The sequence below is a fragment of the Pseudomonas sp. PDM28 genome (assembly GCF_019219115.1).
In the GTDB taxonomy this organism is placed as follows: domain Bacteria; phylum Pseudomonadota; class Gammaproteobacteria; order Pseudomonadales; family Pseudomonadaceae; genus Aquipseudomonas; species Aquipseudomonas laurylsulfatiphila.
Genome location: NZ_JAHUWG010000007.1, coordinates 419001 through 440718, shown reverse-complemented (window position 1 = coordinate 440718; position 21718 = coordinate 419001). Strand labels below are relative to the sequence as shown.

Annotated in this window: 23 protein-coding genes; 14 read left to right on the top strand and 9 right to left on the bottom strand. The window is 58.8% G+C overall.

Annotated features, from left to right (window positions below; all coding sequences use genetic code 11):
• Positions 1-18: 18 nt before the first annotated feature.
• Positions 19-921: a helix-turn-helix domain-containing protein gene (locus tag KW841_RS18715; RefSeq protein ID WP_218478951.1), complete on the bottom strand. Its 903-nt coding sequence runs from the start codon at positions 919-921 to the stop codon at positions 19-21.
• 153 nt (positions 922-1074) lie between these two features.
• On the opposite strand from KW841_RS18715, the gene KW841_RS18710 reads away from it, so the two are divergent.
• From KW841_RS18710 to KW841_RS18695, 4 genes are all read left to right on the top strand, one after another.
• Entirely contained in the window at positions 1075-1515 is a 441-nt protein-coding gene (locus KW841_RS18710) for a DoxX family protein (protein WP_218478949.1), read from the top strand.
• A 77-nt stretch (positions 1516-1592) separates the two neighbouring features.
• Complete coding sequence (locus KW841_RS18705) at positions 1593-2516, top strand: NADP-dependent oxidoreductase (protein ID WP_218478947.1); 924 nt, start codon at positions 1593-1595, stop codon at positions 2514-2516.
• Between the two features lie 133 nt (positions 2517-2649).
• Positions 2650-3387, top strand: a complete 738-nt coding sequence (locus tag KW841_RS18700; RefSeq protein ID WP_007979562.1) for an SDR family oxidoreductase — start codon at positions 2650-2652, stop codon at positions 3385-3387.
• A 15-nt stretch (positions 3388-3402) separates the two neighbouring features.
• The gene (locus KW841_RS18695) at positions 3403-3660 is read left to right on the top strand and encodes an Atu4866 domain-containing protein (RefSeq protein WP_218478945.1); all 258 of its coding nucleotides are present in this window, start codon (positions 3403-3405) and stop codon (positions 3658-3660) included.
• A 79-nt stretch (positions 3661-3739) separates the two neighbouring features.
• Here the strand turns inward: KW841_RS18695 and KW841_RS18690 are convergent, their stop codons facing one another.
• From KW841_RS18690 to KW841_RS18680, 3 genes are all read right to left on the bottom strand, one after another.
• The gene (locus KW841_RS18690) at positions 3740-4810 is read right to left on the bottom strand and encodes a low specificity L-threonine aldolase (protein WP_218478943.1); all 1071 of its coding nucleotides are present in this window, start codon (positions 4808-4810) and stop codon (positions 3740-3742) included.
• Between the two features lie 111 nt (positions 4811-4921).
• Positions 4922-5737, bottom strand: coding sequence for an AraC family transcriptional regulator (locus tag KW841_RS18685; RefSeq protein WP_218478941.1), 816 nt, complete (start codon positions 5735-5737; stop codon positions 4922-4924).
• A 94-nt stretch (positions 5738-5831) separates the two neighbouring features.
• Complete coding sequence (locus tag KW841_RS18680; protein WP_218478940.1) at positions 5832-6743, bottom strand: LysR family transcriptional regulator; 912 nt, start codon at positions 6741-6743, stop codon at positions 5832-5834.
• A 122-nt stretch (positions 6744-6865) separates the two neighbouring features.
• On the opposite strand from KW841_RS18680, the gene KW841_RS18675 reads away from it, so the two are divergent.
• Positions 6866-7780 (top strand): pirin family protein, encoded by a 915-nt coding sequence (locus KW841_RS18675; protein ID WP_218478938.1) that lies wholly within the window; start codon positions 6866-6868, stop codon positions 7778-7780.
• A 43-nt stretch (positions 7781-7823) separates the two neighbouring features.
• On the opposite strand, the gene gltS is transcribed toward KW841_RS18675, so the two are convergent.
• Entirely contained in the window at positions 7824-9038 is a 1215-nt protein-coding gene (gene gltS / locus KW841_RS18670; protein WP_218478936.1) for a sodium/glutamate symporter, read from the bottom strand.
• 233 nt (positions 9039-9271) lie between these two features.
• The gene (locus KW841_RS18665; RefSeq protein ID WP_218478933.1) at positions 9272-9832 is read right to left on the bottom strand and encodes a YSC84-related protein; all 561 of its coding nucleotides are present in this window, start codon (positions 9830-9832) and stop codon (positions 9272-9274) included.
• 529 nt (positions 9833-10361) lie between these two features.
• Here KW841_RS18665 and KW841_RS18660 point away from each other — a divergent pair.
• The 4 genes from KW841_RS18660 (at position 10362) to KW841_RS18645 (ending at position 15239) form a co-directional block, all read left to right on the top strand.
• On the top strand, positions 10362-12497 hold the full coding sequence (locus tag KW841_RS18660; RefSeq protein ID WP_218478931.1) for a calcium-binding protein: 2136 nt from the start codon (positions 10362-10364) through the stop codon (positions 12495-12497).
• Positions 12498-12582: 85 nt separating this feature from the next.
• Positions 12583-13035, top strand: coding sequence for a VOC family protein (locus KW841_RS18655; protein ID WP_218478929.1), 453 nt, complete (start codon positions 12583-12585; stop codon positions 13033-13035).
• A 395-nt stretch (positions 13036-13430) separates the two neighbouring features.
• On the top strand, positions 13431-13712 hold the full coding sequence (locus tag KW841_RS18650) for a hypothetical protein (RefSeq protein ID WP_218478927.1): 282 nt from the start codon (positions 13431-13433) through the stop codon (positions 13710-13712).
• A gap of 327 nt (positions 13713-14039) precedes the next feature.
• Positions 14040-15239 carry a patatin-like phospholipase family protein gene (locus KW841_RS18645; protein ID WP_218478925.1) on the top strand — a complete coding sequence of 400 codons (1200 nt, stop codon included), beginning with the start codon at positions 14040-14042 and terminating at the stop codon, positions 15237-15239.
• Positions 15240-15260: 21 nt separating this feature from the next.
• On the opposite strand, the gene KW841_RS18640 is transcribed toward KW841_RS18645, so the two are convergent.
• On the bottom strand, positions 15261-16181 hold the full coding sequence (locus KW841_RS18640) for a universal stress protein (RefSeq protein ID WP_218478923.1): 921 nt from the start codon (positions 16179-16181) through the stop codon (positions 15261-15263).
• Positions 16182-16445: 264 nt separating this feature from the next.
• On the opposite strand from KW841_RS18640, the gene KW841_RS18635 reads away from it, so the two are divergent.
• From KW841_RS18635 to KW841_RS18620, 4 genes are all read left to right on the top strand, one after another.
• Positions 16446-17519, top strand: coding sequence for an NAD(P)-dependent alcohol dehydrogenase (locus tag KW841_RS18635; protein ID WP_217838123.1), 1074 nt, complete (start codon positions 16446-16448; stop codon positions 17517-17519).
• 38 nt (positions 17520-17557) lie between these two features.
• Positions 17558-17800, top strand: coding sequence for a hypothetical protein (locus KW841_RS18630; RefSeq protein ID WP_218478921.1), 243 nt, complete (start codon positions 17558-17560; stop codon positions 17798-17800).
• A 96-nt stretch (positions 17801-17896) separates the two neighbouring features.
• Positions 17897-18019, top strand: coding sequence for a hypothetical protein (locus KW841_RS18625; protein WP_371319522.1), 123 nt, complete (start codon positions 17897-17899; stop codon positions 18017-18019).
• A 165-nt stretch (positions 18020-18184) separates the two neighbouring features.
• Entirely contained in the window at positions 18185-19108 is a 924-nt protein-coding gene (locus tag KW841_RS18620) for a universal stress protein (protein ID WP_218478918.1), read from the top strand.
• Positions 19109-19162: 54 nt separating this feature from the next.
• Here KW841_RS18620 and KW841_RS18615 read toward each other — a convergent pair whose 3' ends face one another.
• Positions 19163-19726: a GNAT family N-acetyltransferase gene (locus tag KW841_RS18615; RefSeq protein ID WP_218478915.1), complete on the bottom strand. Its 564-nt coding sequence runs from the start codon at positions 19724-19726 to the stop codon at positions 19163-19165.
• Between the two features lie 225 nt (positions 19727-19951).
• Between KW841_RS18615 and KW841_RS18610 the strand changes: the two genes are divergently transcribed.
• Positions 19952-20863 (top strand): universal stress protein, encoded by a 912-nt coding sequence (locus KW841_RS18610; RefSeq protein WP_218478912.1) that lies wholly within the window; start codon positions 19952-19954, stop codon positions 20861-20863.
• 85 nt (positions 20864-20948) lie between these two features.
• Here KW841_RS18610 and fnr read toward each other — a convergent pair whose 3' ends face one another.
• Positions 20949-21692, bottom strand: coding sequence for a fumarate/nitrate reduction transcriptional regulator Fnr (fnr, locus tag KW841_RS18605; protein ID WP_218478910.1), 744 nt, complete (start codon positions 21690-21692; stop codon positions 20949-20951).
• Positions 21693-21718 lie beyond the last annotated feature (26 nt).

Genomic DNA, 21718 nt, shown 5'->3' with positions numbered 1-21718 from the left:
GAGCGCCGTGCCGCGTTTTCATTTGCGGTAATGACTGGGCGGGACGCCGACCTCCCGTTTGAATGCCTGGGAAAAATGGCTGGCGCTGCTGTACCCGACCTCAAGTCCCGCATCGATGATGCTCATGTCGGTTTCGATCAGCAGTTGCCTGGCCTTGGTCATTCTCAGCCTGATGAAGTAGCGCGAGGGTGAAAGTCCCGTGGCGCGTTTGAACAGGCGGCTGAAGTGGTACTCGCTCATCCCGGCTGCGTCGGCCAGATCCCCCAGGCAAAACGTCTCACCCAGCGACGCCTCCATCGCAGTCACCGCACGCTTGAGCTTGAAGGCCGGCAGGGCGTTGCGCTGAACGATGTTATCGGCTTGCGCATCCAGATAGTGGCGCGCCAGGTGCACGGCGATGCACTGGGCGATGCCTTGCATCAGCAGCGGGCTGGTTTCTCCCCGGGATTGCAGTTCGACCCTGAACTGTTCGAACAACAACGATAAAGTCTCGTCACGCCCCCCGGATATTTCACGCAGACAAATCGAACCGGTGACGTGTTTGCCGGTTTCCTGGATCGCTCGTTCCAGCAGGGGCAGGCCGATGTAAATGTGCATCACCACAAAGGGCTCCGCACTGGTCACTTGCCAGCGCATCTCGTAGGGCATGGCGCTGGTGGTGAGGAAAAAATCCCCCTGTGTCACTTCACTCGCCCGCCACGCTTCGCCTGCCTCCCGTTCCTCAATGGTGGCGCTCCCGGAAAGTACCCAGACGATCAGCGGCTCAGCCACGGCGGGAACGATAACGCTTTGCTCGATCCGCTCGCGGGTAAAGATCTGCACCAGCACATCGTTGGAAAAAACCTCGTCGGAGGCGGCCAGGCGCTGACCGCGAATGTGGGCCTCCAGGCCTGTTGCAGACGTTCGCTCAGCGGTTTGCACGATTGAGCTCCCTTTCGATGGGGTGATTGGCTTGTCTATTTTATCGAATCTAATGATCTAAATTAGTCGGCTATTCAGATGAGCTGTCCAGGCGCAACATTTCCTCAACAGGGCGGTTCATGTCGAATCGCAACCCATTGAAGGAAATGCCTCATGACGACTTCCGCAAACATCGCTCATTCCGCCACCGCTGAACAGAGCCGTTCCGACTTCACCCAGGCCTCGGCCTCGTTGATCGGCCGCGTACTGCTCAGTGCAATCTTCATCCTCTCCGGTTTTTCGAAACTGGCCGCTCCGGCCATGATGGTCGGCTACATCGGCTCAGTGGGTCTTCCGCTTCCGCAATTGGCGCTGGCGCTGGCGATCGTCGTTGAAATCGGTGGTGGCCTGGCACTGATCGCCGGTTACCGCACCCGCACCGTTGCCGCTGTGCTGGCTGTGTTCAGCGTGTTTACCGCACTGGCTTTCCATAACGCCCTGGGCGATCAAAACCAGTTCATCCACTTCTTCAAGAACATCGCGATGGCGGGTGGCCTGTTGCAGGTCGTGGCCTTTGGTGCCGGTCGTTTCAGCCTCGACGCCCGCCGTCGTTGATACCCCCGCGCTGCGAAGGCCAGCCCCTCGCAGCGCAATGTTCTTCTCCCTTATTTTTTTTGATAGTCGAGACCTCCATGAAAGCCATACGCGTGTACGAATACGGCAGCCCTGAAGTTTTACGTCTGGAAGACATTGCCGACCCGGTGGCCGGTGCCGGTGAAGTGCTGATCGATGTCGCTGGAGCCGGGGTGAACCCGATTGACTGGAAGATCCTCTCCGGTGCCATGAAAGCGTTCATCCCTTTGCCACTGCCCTTTACCCCGGGGGTTGAAGTGGCCGGTACCGTGATCGCGCTGGGGCAGGGCGTCACTGAATTCAACCTCGGCGATGAAGTGTTCGGCTTCATCAACATCGTCGGGGGGTATGCGACCAAAGCCGTCGCCCAGGTTGCAAAACTGGCGCTGAAACCCAAATCACTCAGTGCCTTGCAGGCCAGCGCTGTCCCCGCCACGGCCCTGACGGCCTGGCAGGCCCTGACCGAACACGCGGGTGTGCAACGTCGACAGAAAGTGTTGATCCACGCCGCGGCCGGGGGCGTGGGCAGCATGGCCGTGCAGATGGCCAAGTACCTGGGGGCTGAAGTCTACGCAACGGCCTCCGCGCATAATCATGCTTATCTGAAAGACCTCGGCGCTGATTACACCATCGACTACAGCACCCAGGCATTCGAAGAGCTGGTGTCCGGTGTCGATGTGGTACTGGACCTGGTAGGTGGCGACACACAGACCCGTTCGTTTGCGGTGCTGAAAAAACACGGCGTGCTGGTATCGCCCGTGAGCCTGCCGAACATGTCGCTGGCCAACGACTACGGTGTGACCCCGGCCAACTTTGCGACTCGCTCCGATGGCCGGCAGCTTTCGCTGATTGCCGAACTGTTCGACAAGGGACACCTCTGCGTCGACGTCGAGGCATTCCCGTTGAGCGAAGCCAAAGTGGCGATCGAGAAAAGCATGGGCCGGCATTTACAGGGCAGGCTTGTCCTCGACGCAACGAAGTAAGGTGTTCCCCGACAGGATCAGGCAAGTTGTCAGAAGGATCTGACTAACTGGCCGACCGTCGTTATTCCTAATCTGGACTGGCAGCGAGACACCGCTCTCGCGTCACCAGACACTCAAGTGAGGGAATAGGGTCATGTCGAACATCTCGAAAAAAATCGTTCTGATCACCGGCGCGAGCAGTGGTATAGGCGAGGCGACAGCGCGCCTGTTGGCCAGCAAGGGGGCGCATGTCGTGCTCGGGGCACGTCGTACCGAGCGCCTCGAAATACTCTGTGGCGAGATCAACGCGAGCGGTGGAGTCGCTCACTTCCAGGCATTGGATGTCACCCGCCGAGACGACATGCAAGGGTTTGTGGACTTTGCGTTGAAGCTGCATGGCCGGGTCGATGTGATCGTCAACAATGCCGGGGTGATGCCGCTGTCGAAACTCGAGGCGCTGAAAGTCTCCGAGTGGGACCGGATGATCGACGTCAATATTCGCGGGGTCTTGCACGGTATCGCGGCCGGTTTGCCGCTGATGCAAAAACAGCAATCAGGCCAGTTCATCAATATCGCCTCGATCGGTGCCTACACCGTCAGCCCGACGGCGGCGGTCTACTGCGCGACCAAGTTTGCCGTGCGTGCCATCTCGGAAGGGTTGCGCCAGGAGGTCGGCGGGGACATTCGTGTCACGGTGATTTCCCCTGGGGTTACCGAGTCCGAATTGGCCGAGAGCATTTCCGATGAAGGCGGGCGGGCGGAGATGCGCGAGTTCCGCAAGATCGCCATCCCTGCAATGGCGGTTGCTCGTGCGATCGCTTACGCCATTGAACAGCCTGCCGATGTGGACGTCAGTGAACTGATTGTCCGCCCGACCGCCAGTGCGTTCTGAACGGAGGACTTGAACATGACGAGGAAAAAAACCGCTGATCAGGATAAGTACGTTGGTCTGTGGGTCACGGCAGACGGGCTCATCCGCCATGAACTGTTACCAGGTGGCCGGTACGATGAAGCCCGGGGCCGCAAGACCAGTGCCTACCAGGGCCGGTATTGGCTGGAGGGTGACCATATCGAGTACGTAGATGACACCGGCTTCACGGCTGACGGGGAGTTCCGCGACGGGATTCTGTATCACGCGGGCATGATTCTTTACCGCCAGATGTAGACGCCTGACGCCGCAGTGGCGGGTGCTCATTCGACTAAGAGTGAGCACCGCCGCCATCGGTCATTGCGCATTGCGCCCGTTATGCGTGTACCGACCTCACCACTCGCCTCACATGGCTCAACAGGTGATCGACATCCTCGGCGGTGGTGGCGAACGAGGTGACAAAACGCACGATGTTAGGGCCCCAGCGATCATGGTAGAAGACGAACCCGGCCTTCAGCAGTGCATCAATCACGGCAGGGTCCAGCCGACAAAACAGGATATTCGCCTCGGTGCCACCCAACACTTCAACGCCGCTCAGCCCGGCAAGCCCCTGCGCCAGGCGCTGGGCGGCATCGTTGGCCTTGCGGGCATTGCGCAGCCAGAGATCATCGGTCAGGTACGCATCGATCTGCGCCGAAAGAAAACGCATTTTGGAGAAGAGGTGACCTGCACGCTTGCGGCGGTACCTCATCTCGGTGGCGAGCGAGGCGTTGAACAGGACGATGGCTTCCGCCGCCAGCACGCCATTCTTGGTGGCGCCAAACGACAGGGCATCCACGCCGGCCTTCCAGGTCATCTCTGCCGCCGAGCATCCCAGGGACACCAGGGCGTTGGCGAATCGGGACCCATCCATATGAAACCCGAGGGACGCCGACTTGCAGATCTCACCGATGGCCGCGATGTCGTCCAGGGTGTAGACGCTGCCAACTTCGGTGGCCTGGGTGATGCTGACGCAGGCGGGCTGGGTCGTGTGCACGTCACCCAGTTTTTCGCGGGTGCGCTCACGCAGTCGGTTGATGTCCAGCTTGGCCGACGGGCCGTCGATGGTCATCAGCTTCGCGCCGTTGGAGAAGAACTCAGGCGCGCCGCATTCGTCGTTGTTGATGTGACTGGCGGGATGGCAATAGATATTGCCCCAGGGTGGCGTCATCGCGCTCAGGCACAGGCCGTTGGCGGCGGTGCCGGTGGGCACCAGTAAAACATCCACGTCGCGCTCGAAGATCTCGCTGAATTTGCGCTGGACCTGCGCCGTCAACTCGTCGCTGCCATAGGGGCCCGCCTGGCCCGTGCTGTGTTTGGCGAGGGCGTGTGCCACCTCCGGCGATGCGCCTGCGATGTTGTCACTTGAAAAACCCAGGGCGGGCGCTCTGTTTGTTTCACCGTTCATCATCCGGTTCTCGGTTGCGCAGGCGAAGGTGTTTCGCCTGGATTGGCGCATCCTAGGGAGAGGGACGGTTGTCGCGCTTGTAAAAAATTGACGCTCGCCTGATGCGACGCCCTAAGTCCTGTAGCGCGAGGGGGCGACGCCGAATGCCTGGCGAAAGGCGCGGTTGAAATGGCTCTGATCGTAAAAGCCGACGGCGTGGGCGACATCGATGATCGATTGACCGCTGCGCGATAGCAGGCCACACGCCCGTTCCAGACGCAGCCGAAGCAGCCACGCGTGCGGCGTCATGCCGATGGTCCGCTTGAATTGCTTGAGGAACGGGAATCGGCCCAGACCGCACAGTCCGGCAAGATCATCGAGCGTGATGCGCTGATCGATGTGACTGAAACAATAGTCCCTGACGCGCGACCATTGCAGGGCTGAGAGCGATCCGGGAATGCTTTCGGGCGTGAGTGCCCGTGACTGGCGCAACAGGCGTTCAAGCAGGGTGATCCATTGCGTCTGCACCGCGAGGCTGCCGGGGCCAACGGCCTGCTGCATCGCTTCGTGCAGCCCGCGCAGGTTGCCGACAAGCCGCGCGTCCTCCAGCAACACACTGGTCAACTCAAGTTCTCTCGGTTGACCGCTGATCTCCTCGGTCATGTCCGCGATCAGTGCCTGCGACAGGCGGAACGTCTTGAGCGTATAGGCGCCGCCGCCTTCAGACGCGCCATCGTGAATTTCACCCGGCGGCATCAGGGCAATGCGTCCCGGCCCCAAAAGAAACGACTCGCCTTTCGAACGATGACGCTGGATGCCTTCGGTGACAAAGCCAATGTGGAAATCGAGGTGGTAATGGCGATCGAAGCCGACATCGGCAAAACGTGCGGAACCCAACACCAGACCTGGTACTTCGGACACGTGATGGTACTTGGCATGCTCAGTCATGGGACCCGTTCAACAATCGGCGAGGAGGGCAGGGGCGCACAAAGTCTAGGTGCTCACGCGGTTCAGATCCATGGGGTGCCAGTAACGGGGCTGGTTACCGAGGCTCCTGCGGTGCGTCTGCCGTATTCATCTTCCGGATCACCAGCCCGATGAATGCCGATACCGCCAGCGGTAACTGCCGACGGCTCGGATACAGCACGTTCAGGCCATAGCCTTTGGGCTGGTATTGCGGCAGCACCGGGATAAGCGCTCCGGTCTCTACCTCGAGCCTGGCCATCACCGGCGGCAGCAGCGCGATGCCGAGCCCGGCCACGGCGGCCTTGCGCAATGCCTGGGCGGTATTGCCGCTGAAGCGCCCGGCAACCTGCACTTCTTCCTCGCCCTCGGGACCGACCAGGCGCCAGGTGGCGTGGCCGCCCGGCTGCGCGGAGATCACACAGTCGTGGTCCGCCAAGTCCTGCAGGGTGCGGGGGGCGCCACGCGCCGCGATGTAGGCCGGACTGGCCACCATGCCGACGCTGCGCGGATCAAGGATCTGGCGCCCGACAAAGCCGGAATCGCGCAAGGGGCCGCCGCGAAAGGCGACGTCGATCTGTTCTGCGATCAGGTCGGCCTTCGCATCGCTGAGCACGAAATCGAGCCGCACGCGCGGGTGCTCGGCCAGAAACCCGCTCACCCATTCCATCTGGAAAAAGTCGAAAAAGTCGGCGGGAGCCGCCACCCGTACCAGCCCGCTGGGTTCGTTGCTGCCGGTCATCAACGCTTGTCCCGCTTCGAGCAGACCCTCGACGGCTCCCACGCAACGCTCGTGAAAGCCTTGGCCGGCACTGGTGAGCGTGAGCTTGCGGGTGGAGCGTTGCAGCAGCCGTGTGCCGAGGTGCGCTTCGAGCTGCTGGATGCGGCGACTCAGGGTATTGGGCGGCATGCCGAGCCAGCGCGCCGCCTCGGCAAAGCTGCCGCAGCGGACCACCTGGACAAACATCGCGATGTCGTTGAGGTCGAGCATGGTCGGTCATTCCTGACATGGGTGGACGAGTTAATTCCAATTGTACCGGCTAATCAAGTAATCGGCCTCGCTCTATTGTCTGGGGTATCGGGCCGCGAGGCCTCCTGTTTAGAGTGATCCTGATGAACGTTCAGCCACAGCCTTACAACGCGGTTGCTCCGAGCACTGCGCGTGAAACCGACTCCTATCGGGCAATCAGCTACCGCACCACAGGCAGCGGACATGGCGCTATTGTCCGGTTGATGAGCCCCGGTGATCTCGGCCAGCTGATCAAGCCGTTTGTGTTCCTGGATCTGTTCGAAGGTGAGAGCTCATTCATCAACGGCATGCCCATGCACCCGCACTCGGGCATCGCCACTGTCACCGTCATTACCGAAGGCAACCTGCGCTTCGAGGATGCAGATTCGGGCAAGGGCATGATCGACTACGGCGGGGTCGAGTGGATGCGGGCCGGAGGCGGAGTCTGGCACGGCAAGGAAATGTCGGTGGGGACATCGAAACGGATCCAGGGTTTTCAATTGTGGGTGGCGCTGCCGCCAGCGTTGGAAAACGCCAGTGTCGACAGCCAATACCTGGAGTCCAGCGCGATGCCTGAAGTAGGGCCGGCGCGGGTGATTCTCGGCACCTATCAAGGCGTTCAGAGTCCGGTCCGCGCTCCCGCCGGCATGAATTATCTGCTGGTCACGCTGCGTGCCGGGGAATCCTGGCGCTATGTGCCGCCCGATGGTCATGAGTCGTTGTGGTTGAGCGTCAGCCGCGGATCCCTTGGCGCGCCCGGGGTGGTCATGGCGGGAGAAATGGTAATCTTCGAACCCGGTAGCGGTGCCGTCACGCTCAAGGCCATGCACAAGGATACGGTCTTCGTGATCGGCTCGGCGTTACCCCATCCCCATGAACTGGCACTGGGCAACTACTCGGTGCATACCAACCCGCAAGCCTTGCGGGCAGGGGAGGCGAAAATCGCCGAGATTGGCGCCCGGTTGCGTGAGTATCTGAAAAAGCCCGACGGCTCAGGCAGCGTGCCGGTTTTCAAATAACCCGGATGTGTGCCTGGCCGTTCGAGAGCCGAAGGGGTGATCGCTAAAGACCACTGAACAGGCTGATGATCACGGCGTTGACCAGGTCAATGAAAAAACCACACACCAGTGGCACGATCAGGAAGGCCTGGTGCGCTGCGCCGTACTTCTGTGTCACGGTCGACATGTTGACGATGGCTGTCGCCGTGGAGCCGAGGGCGATCCCGCCGAATCCGGAAGCGATCACGCTGGCTTCGTAATCGCGGCCCATGAAGCGGAAGACCACAAAATACGTATAGGCGACCGTCAGCAGAATTTGCAGGGTCAATGCACACAGAATGAACAACAGCGCGCCGCTGAGCTGCCATAGCTGAAGCCCCATCAGGGCCATGGTCAAAAACATGCCCAGGCAGATATCGGAGATCAGCGACAGACCCAGGCTGGCACCGCTCCAGCTTTTCAGGCGTTGATCACCCACAAAGGCCAGCACAAGGTGGTGAATGACGATGCCCGCGAACAGGCAGCTGACAAATTTCGGCAGGGTGACGCCGGCATCGACCAGCAGCAGGTTGAGTCCATAGCCGAGCATCAGGGTCAGGTTGAGCCACATCCACGCCCAGAGCACGTCGTAGTAGTCCAGCGCCTTGCTCGGTTGTTGTTCGAGAATGCCGACTTCCAGCTCCGCATCCCTGGACGGCGTCAGTTGATAACGGCGTATCAGTCGGTTGGCGATAGGACCGCCGATGACGCAAGCGGCAATCAGGCCGACGGTGTTGCTGGCGATGCCCAGTTCATGGGCGTTACTGATGCCCAGTTTCTCGACGAAAAGCGGTGCCCAGGCCAGGGTGGTGCCCACTCCGCCCGTGAGGGAAATGGAGCCCACCATCAGGCCCGCCTTGGGATCCAGCCCGAACGCCTGGGCCACACCCATGCCCAGCGAGTTCTGCAGGAGAATGAACACAGCGGCGAGTAACAGCAGGATCAGCAACGGGCGCCCACCCTTGAGCAGTTGGCGCATGTCCGATTTCAAGCCAATACCGGCGAAGAAATAGAGCAGCAGGGTGTCGCGAACCTGCAGATCGAATTCGACCTGGATATTCAGGCCGAAGTAGAGCAGGGAGGTTACCGCCGCACAGACGAAGCCGCCGACGACCGATTCGGGGATGCAGTACTGACGGAGAAAGTTGTTGTGCTGGACGAGGGTTTTGCCGAGGAAAAGCAGGAGGATGGCAAGGGTAAAACTCACGAGGCCGTGAACCTGGAAGAGCTGTGAAGTCATTTAAGGCCTACCTAAAAACTGATCAATCATTATCAGGATTCGATCATTCAATGTTTAGACCTGGATCAATGAACGGTCGATACAGCGAATGCCAGCCTTGCTCGTCCAGATAGCTCCGATCATCAGCTACGTCTGTGCGCCAGGAGTGATGACAGCCTAGCCTGAATGGGAAAACCCACCAGTATTGGCATAGGCCGCCATCACACTCTTGATGGCCAATCAAACAGCGGAGTCTAGCGCTTGATCAGGGAAATCTTCGTCCCCTCGATACTGACCCCCGCCATCAACCCTTGCTGGTCGAAGATGAACGCGTAGGCATCGTCTTTCAGCGTCGAGCTGGACAGGTTCTTCGCAATCCCCTCATCGACCACGACAACCGTTGGTCCCACACCGATTTCCCAGCCCTTGGTTTCGGCTATGTATTTCACGGCTTTGTCGGTCATCAGGAAAACCGCATAGCCGTACGACTGTGCGCCGGCCTGCAACCCCCATGAACCGCTGACGGAGTTGTAGTAATTGTCGACTGTGGCGCCTTTCATCAGGACGCCTTCGCCGTAGCTGCCACCGAACACAAGGCCCGCCTTGATGATTTTCGGGAAAACCAGCACCGCTTTGGCTTCGTGCGAGATTTTTTCGGCAAAAGGATGGGCCTTGTAAAGCAATTGCAAGGCTTGTTTGGCATCGGCATTCAGATCCTCGGCGGTGGCCGCTCCTGCAGTGTTCAGGAAACCGGTCGATGCCAATGTTGCAGTGGCGAGGAAGAACGAGAGGAAGAACCGCATTGATTGAGTCATTTGCATACTCCGCTGAGGGAGCATTGGATGAGAGCAGCGGCAGGCGCCTGCATTTGGCAGGAACTGAATCCGCTGAGGTTATCCGGCGCGCCCTGAAATGTGTGAATTCAAGCTTCGCTTTTGTATGAAGCAGGCTCGTAATCACCTGTCATTTGCGATGCCATCAGATGTTGTGACCACTGCGCAATGGCGGTGTTCGTTCGCAAGGCTTTTCTTTGGGGGCCTGTCGAGTAAAAAAGGTGTGCGGTAGAACAATTGTCAAAGTTCACGCCGGGGAAACCATTAGTATTTCAAAATGTTTCCTCCGCTCGCCGGAGATAACAGATTTTCAAACCCTCCTGCCCCGCAACCCCCGAGCCAGCCGTGTAGCGGCATTGGACGGTTGGCGAAGACTGCGGAACACCCGTCTGCATTGGCGATAAACGGCGAGGCCCAATGGCGCACTTGTGACCCCTTGGGTTTGTCTAATTTTCTCAACCCGCTGTAACGCAGTTAACGCTTACCATTTCCTTTAATGGAGGGTAATACCATGGCTGTTATCAATGGGACTGAACAAAGCGACTTCATATTTGGCAACCCCGAGGATGATCAGATCTTCGGCCTGGGTGGCGACGACTTTATCCTGGGTGAAGGAGGTAACGACACGATAGAAGGGGGGGAGGGCAACGATGAACTCGTCGGTGGTGACGGCGATGATCTCCTTCGCGGTGGCGCCGGACTCGACAGTCTTACGGGCAGTGTCGGTGCCGATACCCTGACCGGGGGCGCGGATAATGACGCTTTCAACTGGTTTGTCGGCAGTGGCGTGGAATCCTCTTCCCTGGCCCGCGACACAGTGACCGACTTCCAGGGGGCCGGCGTTGCCGGTGGTGACAACCTGCTTCTCTCCGCGAGCAACCGCCTGGTTTTCGAGGGGGCTCGCCCCACGGTACCGACGCTGGGCGCTTCGCTCGGTTTCGGTGGCAACGGTTTTACCGAGGTGTTCTATGCCGTAGGTGCCGCCAGCACGCTGCTGTTCGCGGACTCCAACGACAATGGCGTGCTCGACGCCAGTGACTTCTACGTAGAGTTGACGGGACAGCACAACCTCACAAGAGCCGATTTCGGCACCACGGCCTTCGTCGTACGTGGCACCGAGGGCAATGACGTGATCAACGGCACCCCGGACGCCGATACAATCTTCGCGCTCGGTGGCAATGACGTGGTCAACGCCGGCAACGGCAATGACATCGTCGACGGCGGCGCCGGCAACGACGTCCTCAACGGTGGCGCGGGAATCGACCGGCTTACCGGGGGGCTGGGCAATGACACCCTCAACGGCGGCGATGACCGCGACCTCATCACGGGTGGCGACGGCAATGACATCATTGATGGTGGCGCCGGCAATGACACGACGCTTTCCGGCGGTAACGGCACTGATATCGTCAATGGCGGTGCCGGCAACGATACCCTCGACGGCGATGCCGGTAACGACCAGTTGTTCGGTGGTGTCGGTAACGACGACTTCTTTGGCGGCGAAGGTAACGACCAGATCTTCGGCGAGGACGGCAACGACGAACTGTTCGGCGATGCCGGCAACGACCAGCTGTTCGGCGGCAATGGTGACGACGCACTCGAAGGCGACGCCGGGGCAGACCAGTTGAACGGCGGTGCCGGCAATGACGAGTTCGAGTTCTTCCTTGGTTCGTTCAACCCCAGCTCGACCTTCGCGACCTTCGATACGGTCCAGGACTTCCAGGGCGCCGGTGTGGCCGGCGGCGATACGCTCGAGCTGAACGATGAGTTCGTATTTCGTGGCCAGGTCACGCTCAATCCACAGCCTGGCGCGGTACTGGTCGGCGGCGGCAACGGCATCACCGACCTGTTCTACACGGTCCGCCAGGGCAACACCTGGCTGATAGCGGACGACGATGACAACGGCCGGCTCGACAGCACCGACTTCACTGTGAACTTCCTGGGCGTCAACAACTTCACGGTGGGCGACTTTGGTAACAATACCGAGTTCGTCACGGCGGGCACCGATGGCAACGACATCATTGTCGGCACCGATGGCGACGACAAGATCTTCGGCCTCGGCGGCAACGACCAGTTGTTCGGCCAGGCAGGAGAGGATTTGCTTGATGGCGGTACGGGGGACGACGTGCTGCTCAGCGGCACTGGCCTGGATAATCTGTTCGGCGGCGAGGGTAACGACACGCTCACCATCGAGGATTTCGGCAGTGCCTTCGGCGGAGCCGGCAACGACCTGGTGATCGGCAGCAGCGCCGAGTTCGCCTTCCAGACGACCCTTGAGGGCAATGAAGGCAACGACACACTGCAATCGGGCAGCGCAGGTGCCTTCATGATTGGCGGCACCGGGGAAGATCGGCTGGTGGGCAGCGCGGCGGATGACTTCATGGTCGGCAGCGTCCAGTTCGAACCTGGCCTCGATGCAGACAGGTTCCAGTTCGGTGCCCTCTGGGGGACGGACACCATCGCCGACTTCGAGGACGGCACTGACCTGATCGACCTGAGCGCCAGCGGTCTGACCTTTGCTAACCTTACCGTTGGAGAACAGTTCGGCGAGGCCGTCATCAGCGTCACGGGTCAGCCGGGGGTGGGAACCATCACCTTGAGCGGCGTGCCACAGGCCGCCATCACCGAGTCGGACTTCGCCTTCACCTGAGTGAGCGACGCATGCTCACGCCGGTTGAGGGCGTGAGCATGCCTCAGGCCGGGCGACGGGCCCCTTCAAGCGCCAGGGAGACAGCATGACCGTCAAGCGCATGGACAACATCGGCATCGTTGTAGAAGACATCGACGCTGCCATTGAGTTCTTCACCGAACTGGGCCTTGAGCTCGAGGGGCGCGCGCCCATCGAGGGCGACTGGGCAGATGGCGTCACAGGATTGCGCGACATGCGCGTTGAGATTGCCATGATGCGCACGCCGGACGGTCACAGCCGGCTCGAAATTTCCCGATTCCTCGCACCCCCCGTGGTCGCCGATCACCGCCGCGCCCCGGTGAACGCGCTTGGTTACCTGCGAGTCATGTTCACCGTGGAAGACATCGACGACACACTCGCCAGGCTCCACACACACGGCGCAGAGCTCGTCGGCAACGTGGTCAGGTACCAAGAGACGTATCGTCTGTGCTACATCCGCGGCCCCGAAGGCATTCTCATCGGACTTGCCCAGGAGCTCGGGCAGCACGCTTCTCGATGAGCACCTGCGACAGTTGCTGAGCGTCACCACCGGAGCGGTTGCAAACGCGAGATAACTTGGGTGCCTTGCATATCGCTGATCTTAACGATTGAAACTCAGTATTAACCTGGTTGGCTTGTCGGTTTTATTATTGATTTTCCAATAGTTAAACAGTCGGTTTTTGCATTTGAAAGAGTCCGATGCTGCATAAAGATCTAGCAGATATCGCATATTGACAGGTAGTTAAGTCAAAACTACCATCCGGCGTCATGAGCTTCAAGGCAGCTAATAACGGGTATCTTGCATTTGCTCCGATACCCGGGTGGAAATATATATTCATGTGCTGTTATGTCTGCAGTATTTCTGAATATCGAGCCTGTAAGATTCAAACTCAATGTGCGTCAAGGCGAACCAAAGTGAAAAAGTCACTCATCCTGTTGACCCTGCTTGCACCTCTTATCGCCATTGCTGGTGAACCTGATCACCTGGCCATTTGCGACGAGCTCAAGCCAGATATCACTCGTAGTTACGGTGTGCACAGTTTGAAGTTGGTGGATAACGGTAGTTCATACGTGTCGGGTGAAGGGGTTGTGCTTTGTGTATATGACGGTATTGTCCAGAAGTTCTACGCTGATAGTTCTGTCAGGGTTATGGCAACACTGAATGTTGCCAGCAATAAATACCGCGTCCTGTTCTAGTAGTGGGTTGTTACTCATGAGCTGGAAGTTCTAATACATTCTCTGCTGATTATTGAAACCATGCTCTTTCATCAGGCGTTCCAACCCGACTTGTTGAATATTACGCTCTGCCCCTTAACCTGGTGAGTCCAACGGCTTTCGCATAAAATCTGGCGCGCGCGGCCAGTGAGTTTTTTTATCAGGTAAAGGAGCGCAGAATGAGCAGCCCGGCGTTCGAATGAAGTGCCGCTGGCGGGGCTGGCGTGTGGTCATCTCGAGCACCAGGGGTAGGGACTCTCTCGGCGATGATGAGCGCTTGCTGACGACGGCAAGGGCTGGAGACGCGCTTTGAAACCATTCTCGCTCAGACCTGGCGCCTCAACTCTGGACATGTTTCTTCAAGCGTGTCTGCCACGTCGTGACGCTGTTCCGCCAACCTTGACGGACAAAGCGGTCATCCCGGGCATTCCCAATGCTCGCTACAGGCTGGACCACGACCTGACACCTTTCATTGAGGATGCGGTTCAGTCCAACAAGCGTGAGAGCGAGGTGCTCGCCAAGGCCGGGAAGCCGAACCATATCCTTCCGCTGGCCAATATGCTGGCGGTATCCGGTGGCGGCGATGCGGGCGCCTTCGCAGCGGGACTGATTGCGGGATGGACGACGCACGGGACTCGCCCCCGGTTCAAGGTCGTCACCGGCATCAGCGCGGGTGCCCTGGTCGCTCCGTTCGCTTACCTGGGGTCCGATTACGACAGCGTGATTCGATATGTCTCCAACGCAATCGGGCCCAAAGACATTTTTCATTCGCGAAACGTATTAACCCGTTTTGCCAGCGACGGTATAGCGGACAGCAAGCCACTGTCGCGGCTCATCGCAAAGTACGTCACGGCACAGATTCTTGCGGCGATCGCGACGGAGTATGCCAAAGGACGAATCCTGCTGATCGGCACAACCGACCTTGATTCGGGCCGGCCCGTCACCTGGAACATGGGCGCGATTGCCGCAAGCCAGGCACCGGGAGCGCTCGACCTCTTTCGCAACATCATGCTCGCGTCAATGAGCATTCCCGGTGCAGTCTCACCCGTCATGATTGATGTGGACGTTGACGGCAAACAGTTCCAGGAAATGCACGTGGACGGAGGGGTTATCACCCAAGTGTTTCTTTACCCGCCCAGCACCGTGATGGCGTTGAGTAAAGCCACCGGAGCACCGCTGCGATTCGACCGTCATTTCTATGTCATTCGTAACGGGACACTGGAGCCGCAGTGGGCCGGGACCAAGCGCCGCACATTGAGCATCGGCGGCCGGGCCATCAGCGCCTTGATTCAAACCCAGGGGATCAGCGACCTGGAGCGTATCTACCGTATGGCGCAACAGGATGGGGCGGATTTCAATCTTGCGTACATTGGCTCCGACTTTAACTTTGCGCACGATCGGAAATTCGATGGTGAGTACATGAAGCGTTTGTTCGATTACGCCTTTCAACTCAGCGCGAAGGGCTATCCGTGGCATAAATTGCCGTACCTGGAAAACGCTAAACGATGAAACAACTGTGTCATCAAGCGTTCAGATTTTTTCCGGGGAAACCACCCACACGCTGCAGGGCAACTTGTACAGCAGGTGTTCCACCGTGCTGCCAACCAGCCGCTCCATGCCGCGATGACCAATGCGCCCCATGACAATCACATCGATGTCGCAGGTCTGCGCGTAGCTGGACAGCACCTTGACCGGACTGCCCATGATCATGTGCTGGTGCTCCGCAGGGATACCGTTGCGCTCAGAAAGTTCGCGAAACGCATCAGACTGCGCCTCGAACAGCGACTTGGCTTTTCCCGATGAGAAAAACGCCGATCCATTGCTGAAACCGAATTCGTCCGCACTGATGCTGGAAAGGTCATGGGCGTAGATCACGTCCAGTTCTGCATTACAGGTGCTCGCCAGTTTGGAGGCCTCGCGCAGAATGCTGTCGTTGAAGCCTTCGTATTGCTCATCAGAATGAAAAGGGTCAACGGCGGCGACGATCTTGCGCGGTAAAGTGTTGTGCGAATGACTGACAAAATGCAGGGGCACCGGGCATTCACGTAGCAGGTGGATATCCAATGGCGTAAACATCAGGCGTGACAACAGCGATTCGTGTTCCAGTGCCTTGATCAATACGGCCATTGGCTGTTCTTTGAGATGAATGAGGATTTCCTGCAAGGGCCTTTCGACCCAGACGACTTCCGTGGTGACGTGCACACCGATCTTGCGCAAGGGGCGGGCCTGGTCTTCGAGCCACTGACGATGGCGCTCGACATAGCCCAGCCGCATCTGTTCCAGCGCCTGTCCATTGACCATTCCGGCAGTCGCCAGCCCTTCAAGATAATCAAACGCCACGATGTGCAGGGCAGCACCTGAGGCCTTGGCCAAGGCAGCAGCCCGGTCGAAGGCGGGGCTGTTTTCCATCAACGGCGAAACGACCAGCATGAAGCGTAATTGATCGGACATGACAGATCTCCGGTAGGTAATCGCTTGCCCCGATGGCTGCGGTGTTATTGGGCAGTGAAGCCTTGAACCTAGCCTGCCACTGTTCAGAGCGCCGGGTTTGATCTTTGTCAAATCGAAGGGAAAGGATCGTATTGCCCGACGTGCGGTAATCCAGGCTTCAACCCATGACCAAATTGTTGACCATTATCAATCTTTCATCCGTCTCCCCGGCGCAGTCTTTGGGCTCTTACAGACCTTGGCTTACATAAGAAAAGGAGGATCACCATGGCAACCATGAGAGCGGCTGTTTTCGTCGAAAAGAACCGAATCGTACTGGAAGACAAGCCCGTCCCTGAAGTCGGACCGCTGGACGCATTGATCCGTATCACCACCACAACTATTTGTGGCACCGACGTACACATCCTGCGTGGTGAATACCCTGTGGCCAAAGGGTTGACCGTGGGCCACGAGCCGGTGGGCGTCATTGAGCGGCTGGGGTCGCAGGTACGCGGTTTTATCGAAGGGCAACGGGTGATTGCCGGTGCCATCACGCCCAGCGGGCAAAGTTATGCCTGCCTGTGTGGCTGCGGCTCCCAAGACGGACCAGACACCCGCCATGGCTTTCGCGCAACCGGCGGCTGGAAGTTCGGCAACATCATCGATGGCTGCCAGGCCGAGTACGTGCTGGTGCCGGACGCCCTTGCCAATTTATGCCCGATTCCTGACGAGCTCAGTGACGAGCAAGTTCTGATGTGCCCGGACATCATGTCTACCGGGTTTTCGGGGGCCGAACGAGGCGAGGTGAATATCGGCGATACCGTTGCCGTGTTTGCCCTTGGCCCCATCGGCCTGTGTGCGGTCGCGGGTGCGCGCCTCAAAGGCGCGACGACGATCATTGGCGTGGATGCCGTGGCCGAGCGGATGACTGTCGCACGACAATTGGGTGCGACCCATGTGGTCAACTTCAAGGACGGTAACGTAGTCGAGCAGATCATGGCGCTTACCGATGGTCGCGGTGTCGATGTGTCCATCGAGGCACTGGGTACCCAGGGCACTTTCGAATCTGCCCTGCGCGTACTTCGTCCGGGTGGTCGACTGTCCAGCCTCGGTGTTTACTCCAGCGATCTGCGCATTCCCCTGGACGCCTTTGCCGCAGGGCTGGGGGACTACAGCATTGTCACCTCTCTGTGTCCGGGCGGGAAAGAGCGCATGCGTCGCTTGATGGCAGTGGTGCAAAGCGGTGGAGTGGACCTGTCGCCGCTGGTGACCCACCGTTTCAAACTCGATGATATTGAAGCGGCTTATGAATTGTTTGCGCACCAACGGGACGGAGTGATGAAGGTCGCGATCACCCCGTGAGGGTGTCCTCGTTTACTCGACGCTGTACGGAGGTCTCTATGATCATTGATATCACGGAGAGACCGGCAAGCCATTGCTGGGTCGTGTGCATGGATGCCTTGCAAGTGAACTTCTACACGCTGGGAGAAGCACAAGCTTTCGTTGGCCAACTCAAGGCGCGTATCGAGGCGCCACATGTCTGGCCAAGTGGTACCGGCCGGGCAGACGGCACAAGACCGATGCCTGACTGTCAAACGGCTTACTCCAATGGCAAACGGGTCTGCGTCGAGCGTGTGGAGTAACAACGTGGACCAGTGCGGGACGCAGTTCAAGCAGATGACGATCCAATGAACGGAGCCATTGGGCTGACAGGAGCAGCCGCAGCGCTGGGGATTGGCATGCTCATCGGTCTTGAACGCGAACGGCGCAAGGATCAGGGCGAGACCCGCGCTTGTGCCGGTTTACGGACGTTCGCCATTACGGCGTTGTTGGGTCAGCGGCGGGCGCTGTTTCGCCGCTAACGTGATCCCGGGCCACGTGTTGCTGACCCTGGCGTTGTGAGCGGGGATGGGGTTGCCCTGAAGGATATCGCGCGCTCAACTGATAAAAATCAAGTGGTCGGAACAAGGAGCAATCAATCTGTGGTTCTACTCCCGGATTGAAATGGCCGCGTGCCGAGGTGCCCCATGACGCAATCTCAGCGTTTACTCTTGATCGCTCCTTCAGCCATGACTCGGACACCGGCATTCGACCGGGCTGCTGCGCTGGCGCTCGCGATGCAATTGCCGTTGCACATCGTGGCGTTCGGCTATTCCCAGGCACTGGCGGTGGCCGGGTTGTTCGCCCCGGAACAATTCAGTAGGGCTCGGGAGGGCTATCTGCAAACCCATCGCCAATGGCTCGTGGATCAGGCCGGATTGATGAGCAAGCAGGGTGTCGAGGTCGCCAGCGAAGTGGTGTGGGTACAGCATCCTTATGAGGAGATTCTGAACTTCATCAATGAGATGCCGCTAACGCTGATCATCAAGGACGCCGAGGAAGAGTCGGCGTTCAAGCGAGTATTTTTTACACCGCTGGATTGGCAGCTGCTGCGCGATTGTCCTGTGCCGGTGCATCTGGTGACGACTGCGCTGAATGCCCGACCACGCAACGTGCTGGCCATCATTGATGTGTTGCGCGATGAAGATCAGGACCCTGTGTTCAACGACCAGATTATCAACGCCGCGGCGAAACTGGCGGCGGTCTGTGATGCCAGTCTTGAGTTGCTGCATGTGTATGACTGGACGGCTATATATGTCCAGGACATGGGCATTGGCGCATTGCCGCTGGCCAGCGGGATCCATGAAATGTTGGGAGCGGCTCAGCATGAGGCATTTGCGGCCATCGCTGAACGCCACGGCGTGTCACCGCAGCGTCGTCACTTCATAGTGGGGGCACCCGTGCCGAGTATCTGTGAATTCGTCTCGGACCACCGTACCGATGTGATTGTCATGGGCACGGTACAGCACAAGGGCCTGAGCAAATTAATCGGAACCACCGCCGAGCACCTGCTGCATCGGGCGCCGTGCAGTGTGCTGGCGATCAAGCCGGGAAGAATGCTGCAATCCTGAGGGCTGGATCGCCCCGCGACGAACCGGTGGCCGGAACATCGCGTAGCGTTTGTTCTACAGGTAAAGACGATGGATCACCTGACGGCTGTCGTCGGGATCATTGTGCGTCTCGAATCCGAGCGCCTTGGCCAGGTCGCGCATGGGGGTATTGCTGGAGGCGTCCACCGAATACATCTGGCGAAAGCCGTTTTTGCGCGCCGCCTTGATCAGATGCTCCATCAACAACGTGCCCAGCCCCAGATGCATCCATTCATCAGCGACCGTGACGGCACATTCACACTCATGCTCGCGGGTGGCCGCGTAACGGCTGATGCCGATCTCGACCAGATCCCCTTTTTCATGGACCAGGGCGACATAGGCCACACGCTGTTCATTGTCCGTGTCCATCAACTGATCGAGCATCGCAGCGCCGGGTTCGCTGATCTGCGCGAGAAAGCGCATATGACTGGATTCGGGAGACAGCCGTTTGATGAAAGCGTATTCACGGTCGCGATCCTTCTGCGCCAGTGGTCGGATCAAAACGTGGCGACCGTCCTTGAGCGCTTCTATCCAGTATTGGCCGTCGACCGCGGCATAGGTGGCCGCGGCCCGATCGTTGTGGTCTTTGACGGTAAGCATGGGGTGTTCCTCCAGTGCGGTTTGCAAGATTGGCATGGGGCAAAAAATTCGCGTTTGAGTTCTTTTCTACTCCGCTGGCGACGTTTGAATCTGATCTGGATCAGACAGCTGTGCCGGCGGCACCGGTTTGCGTGGGCTTGATGTAAATCAAACCGCGCCAGGTGATAGAGCGCAGTCTTGAAAACATCCCGGCACTGTACGACCGGAGTCGAACGGAGGTGTGTGATGGGGCAATATCAACGTTTTCTGCTGATCGCTGACCAAAACCTGCATCAGTCTCCCGCCCAGCTGCGTGCCGTCGCCTTGGCCAAGGCAGCCGGGGCCGTACTGGATGTGCGGGCCTTTGTCGAACCGGCACCGGTGGTGCATTTATGGCAAGAAAAAGTCGATGACGCAGAGCAACAGCGGTATTTGCGTCGCTACCGCCGCTGGGAGGCCGAAGAGCTCGATCGACTCAGCGACCTGGGGCTGCAGGTGACGGTCAAGGCCGTCTTCACCACCCATGCACTGCTGGATATCTTGAAGACGGTCGAGGATCTCAAACCCGACCTGTTGATCAAGGATGTAACCCTTGAGCCTGTGCTCAAGCGAGTGTTCATCACCCCGCTTGATTGTCACTTGTTGCGTGAATGCCCGATCCCCGTGCATCTGGTCAACCACGTTCGTTACAGCTTGCCGCACCGAATCGTGGCGGCAGTGGATCCGTTCGATCCGTCGACACAATTGAGCGGTTTGAACGACACCATCATTCAGACGGCCAACGTCCTGGCCCTGCAATGCGATGCGCCGTTGCACCTGCTTTATGCCTATGACCTATCGCCTGCTTTCAACAGCGACGCGCCATTGGCCGGGGGCGGTTGGGGCGTGGATCTGAGCGAAGAGCTGCGTCAATCCTTGCACCAGGCGTTTGTTGCACTGGCGGATCGCTACGGGGTGCCACCGGAGCGACGGCATTTCGTCATGGGACTGCCGGTGCCGGTGATCAGTGAGTTTGTCGAGCAATACCTGGCCGATGTCGTGGTGATGGGGACTGCGAATCGGGTGGGGCTCGATCGGTTGATCGGCAGTAACACCGAGCGGGCGCTGTACTCTGTGCCGGGCAGTCTGTTGGTGGTCAGGTCGCGTGCCAGGGAATGAACGCTATCGCACCGTTGAACTGACCTGTGCGCAACAGCGCCAGCCAGCACCATGGCACGCATGAAGATTCTCCAGGCTTCAGGTGTCAGTGGAGGTTGCGATGGCAGCCCACGTTCAGTTGCTTGAGCCCGTCCATGTTCAGGATCTTGACGTCGCGGCCGTTTATTTCCACCAGTCCCTGGTCACGCAGGTGCGCGATGCCCCGACAGATGGTTTCAAGGCGCAGGCCCAGGTAGGAGCCAATTTCCTCTCGACGCATTTTCAACACAAAGCTGGTGGACGAATAACCGCGGGTATTCAAGCGCTGCGACCAATTGAGGAGAAAAGCGGCCAGGCGTTCATCCGAGTTCATATTGCCCAGCATCATCAGCATGTCGTGATCGCGAACGATTTCCCGGCTGAGGATTTTGTTCAAGTTGTGCTGCAACGAAGGCAGTTCCCGGGCAAGTTTTTCCAGGTGAGCAAAATGGATGGGGCAGACTTCGCTATCTTCCAAAGCAACGGCATTACACGCATGCAGATCGGTGCTGATGGCGTCCAGACCGAGCATTTCGCCGGGGATCTGGAACCCTGTGACTTGCTCGCGACCATCGACCGACAGCACGCTGGTCTTGAACGAACCGATTCGCACCGCATACAGCGAACGCAACGGGTCGCCCGCGCGGTAAAGCGTTGCGCCCTTTTTGACTTTGAATCGTTGCACGATCAGTGTGTCGAGACGTTCGATTTCCGGACCGGTCAGGCCAAGCGGCAGGCACAGCTCCAGGACGCTGCAGTTGGAACATGCAGACTTGAGGTTTTGACTTTGAATCTGCACGGCTTCAGACATGACATGTCTCCCCACGGATAGGATCA

Bases quoted from the DNA above. Each gene is read 5' to 3' on its own strand.
- KW841_RS18710 (WP_218478949.1), top strand. From the start codon at position 1,075: ATGACGACTTCCGCAAACATCGCTCATTCCGCCACCGCTGAACAGAGC.
- KW841_RS18705 (WP_218478947.1), top strand. From the start codon at position 1,593: ATGAAAGCCATACGCGTGTACGAATACGGCAGCCCTGAAGTTTTACGT.
- KW841_RS18700 (WP_007979562.1), top strand. From the start codon at position 2,650: ATGTCGAACATCTCGAAAAAAATCGTTCTGATCACCGGCGCGAGCAGT.
- KW841_RS18695 (WP_218478945.1), top strand. From the start codon at position 3,403: ATGACGAGGAAAAAAACCGCTGATCAGGATAAGTACGTTGGTCTGTGG.
- KW841_RS18690 (WP_218478943.1), bottom strand. From the start codon at position 4,810: ATGAACGGTGAAACAAACAGAGCGCCCGCCCTGGGTTTTTCAAGTGAC.
- KW841_RS18685 (WP_218478941.1), bottom strand. From the start codon at position 5,737: ATGACTGAGCATGCCAAGTACCATCACGTGTCCGAAGTACCAGGTCTG.
- KW841_RS18680 (WP_218478940.1), bottom strand. From the start codon at position 6,743: ATGCTCGACCTCAACGACATCGCGATGTTTGTCCAGGTGGTCCGCTGC.
- KW841_RS18675 (WP_218478938.1), top strand. From the start codon at position 6,866: ATGAACGTTCAGCCACAGCCTTACAACGCGGTTGCTCCGAGCACTGCG.
- gltS (WP_218478936.1), bottom strand. From the start codon at position 9,038: ATGACTTCACAGCTCTTCCAGGTTCACGGCCTCGTGAGTTTTACCCTT.
- KW841_RS18665 (WP_218478933.1), bottom strand. From the start codon at position 9,832: ATGACTCAATCAATGCGGTTCTTCCTCTCGTTCTTCCTCGCCACTGCA.
- KW841_RS18660 (WP_218478931.1), top strand. From the start codon at position 10,362: ATGGCTGTTATCAATGGGACTGAACAAAGCGACTTCATATTTGGCAAC.
- KW841_RS18655 (WP_218478929.1), top strand. From the start codon at position 12,583: ATGACCGTCAAGCGCATGGACAACATCGGCATCGTTGTAGAAGACATC.
- KW841_RS18640 (WP_218478923.1), bottom strand. From the start codon at position 16,181: ATGTCCGATCAATTACGCTTCATGCTGGTCGTTTCGCCGTTGATGGAA.
- KW841_RS18635 (WP_217838123.1), top strand. From the start codon at position 16,446: ATGGCAACCATGAGAGCGGCTGTTTTCGTCGAAAAGAACCGAATCGTA.
- KW841_RS18630 (WP_218478921.1), top strand. From the start codon at position 17,558: ATGATCATTGATATCACGGAGAGACCGGCAAGCCATTGCTGGGTCGTG.
- KW841_RS18625 (WP_371319522.1), top strand. From the start codon at position 17,897: ATGCTCATCGGTCTTGAACGCGAACGGCGCAAGGATCAGGGCGAGACC.
- KW841_RS18620 (WP_218478918.1), top strand. From the start codon at position 18,185: ATGACGCAATCTCAGCGTTTACTCTTGATCGCTCCTTCAGCCATGACT.
- KW841_RS18615 (WP_218478915.1), bottom strand. From the start codon at position 19,726: ATGCTTACCGTCAAAGACCACAACGATCGGGCCGCGGCCACCTATGCC.
- KW841_RS18610 (WP_218478912.1), top strand. From the start codon at position 19,952: ATGGGGCAATATCAACGTTTTCTGCTGATCGCTGACCAAAACCTGCAT.
- fnr (WP_218478910.1), bottom strand. From the start codon at position 21,692: ATGTCTGAAGCCGTGCAGATTCAAAGTCAAAACCTCAAGTCTGCATGT.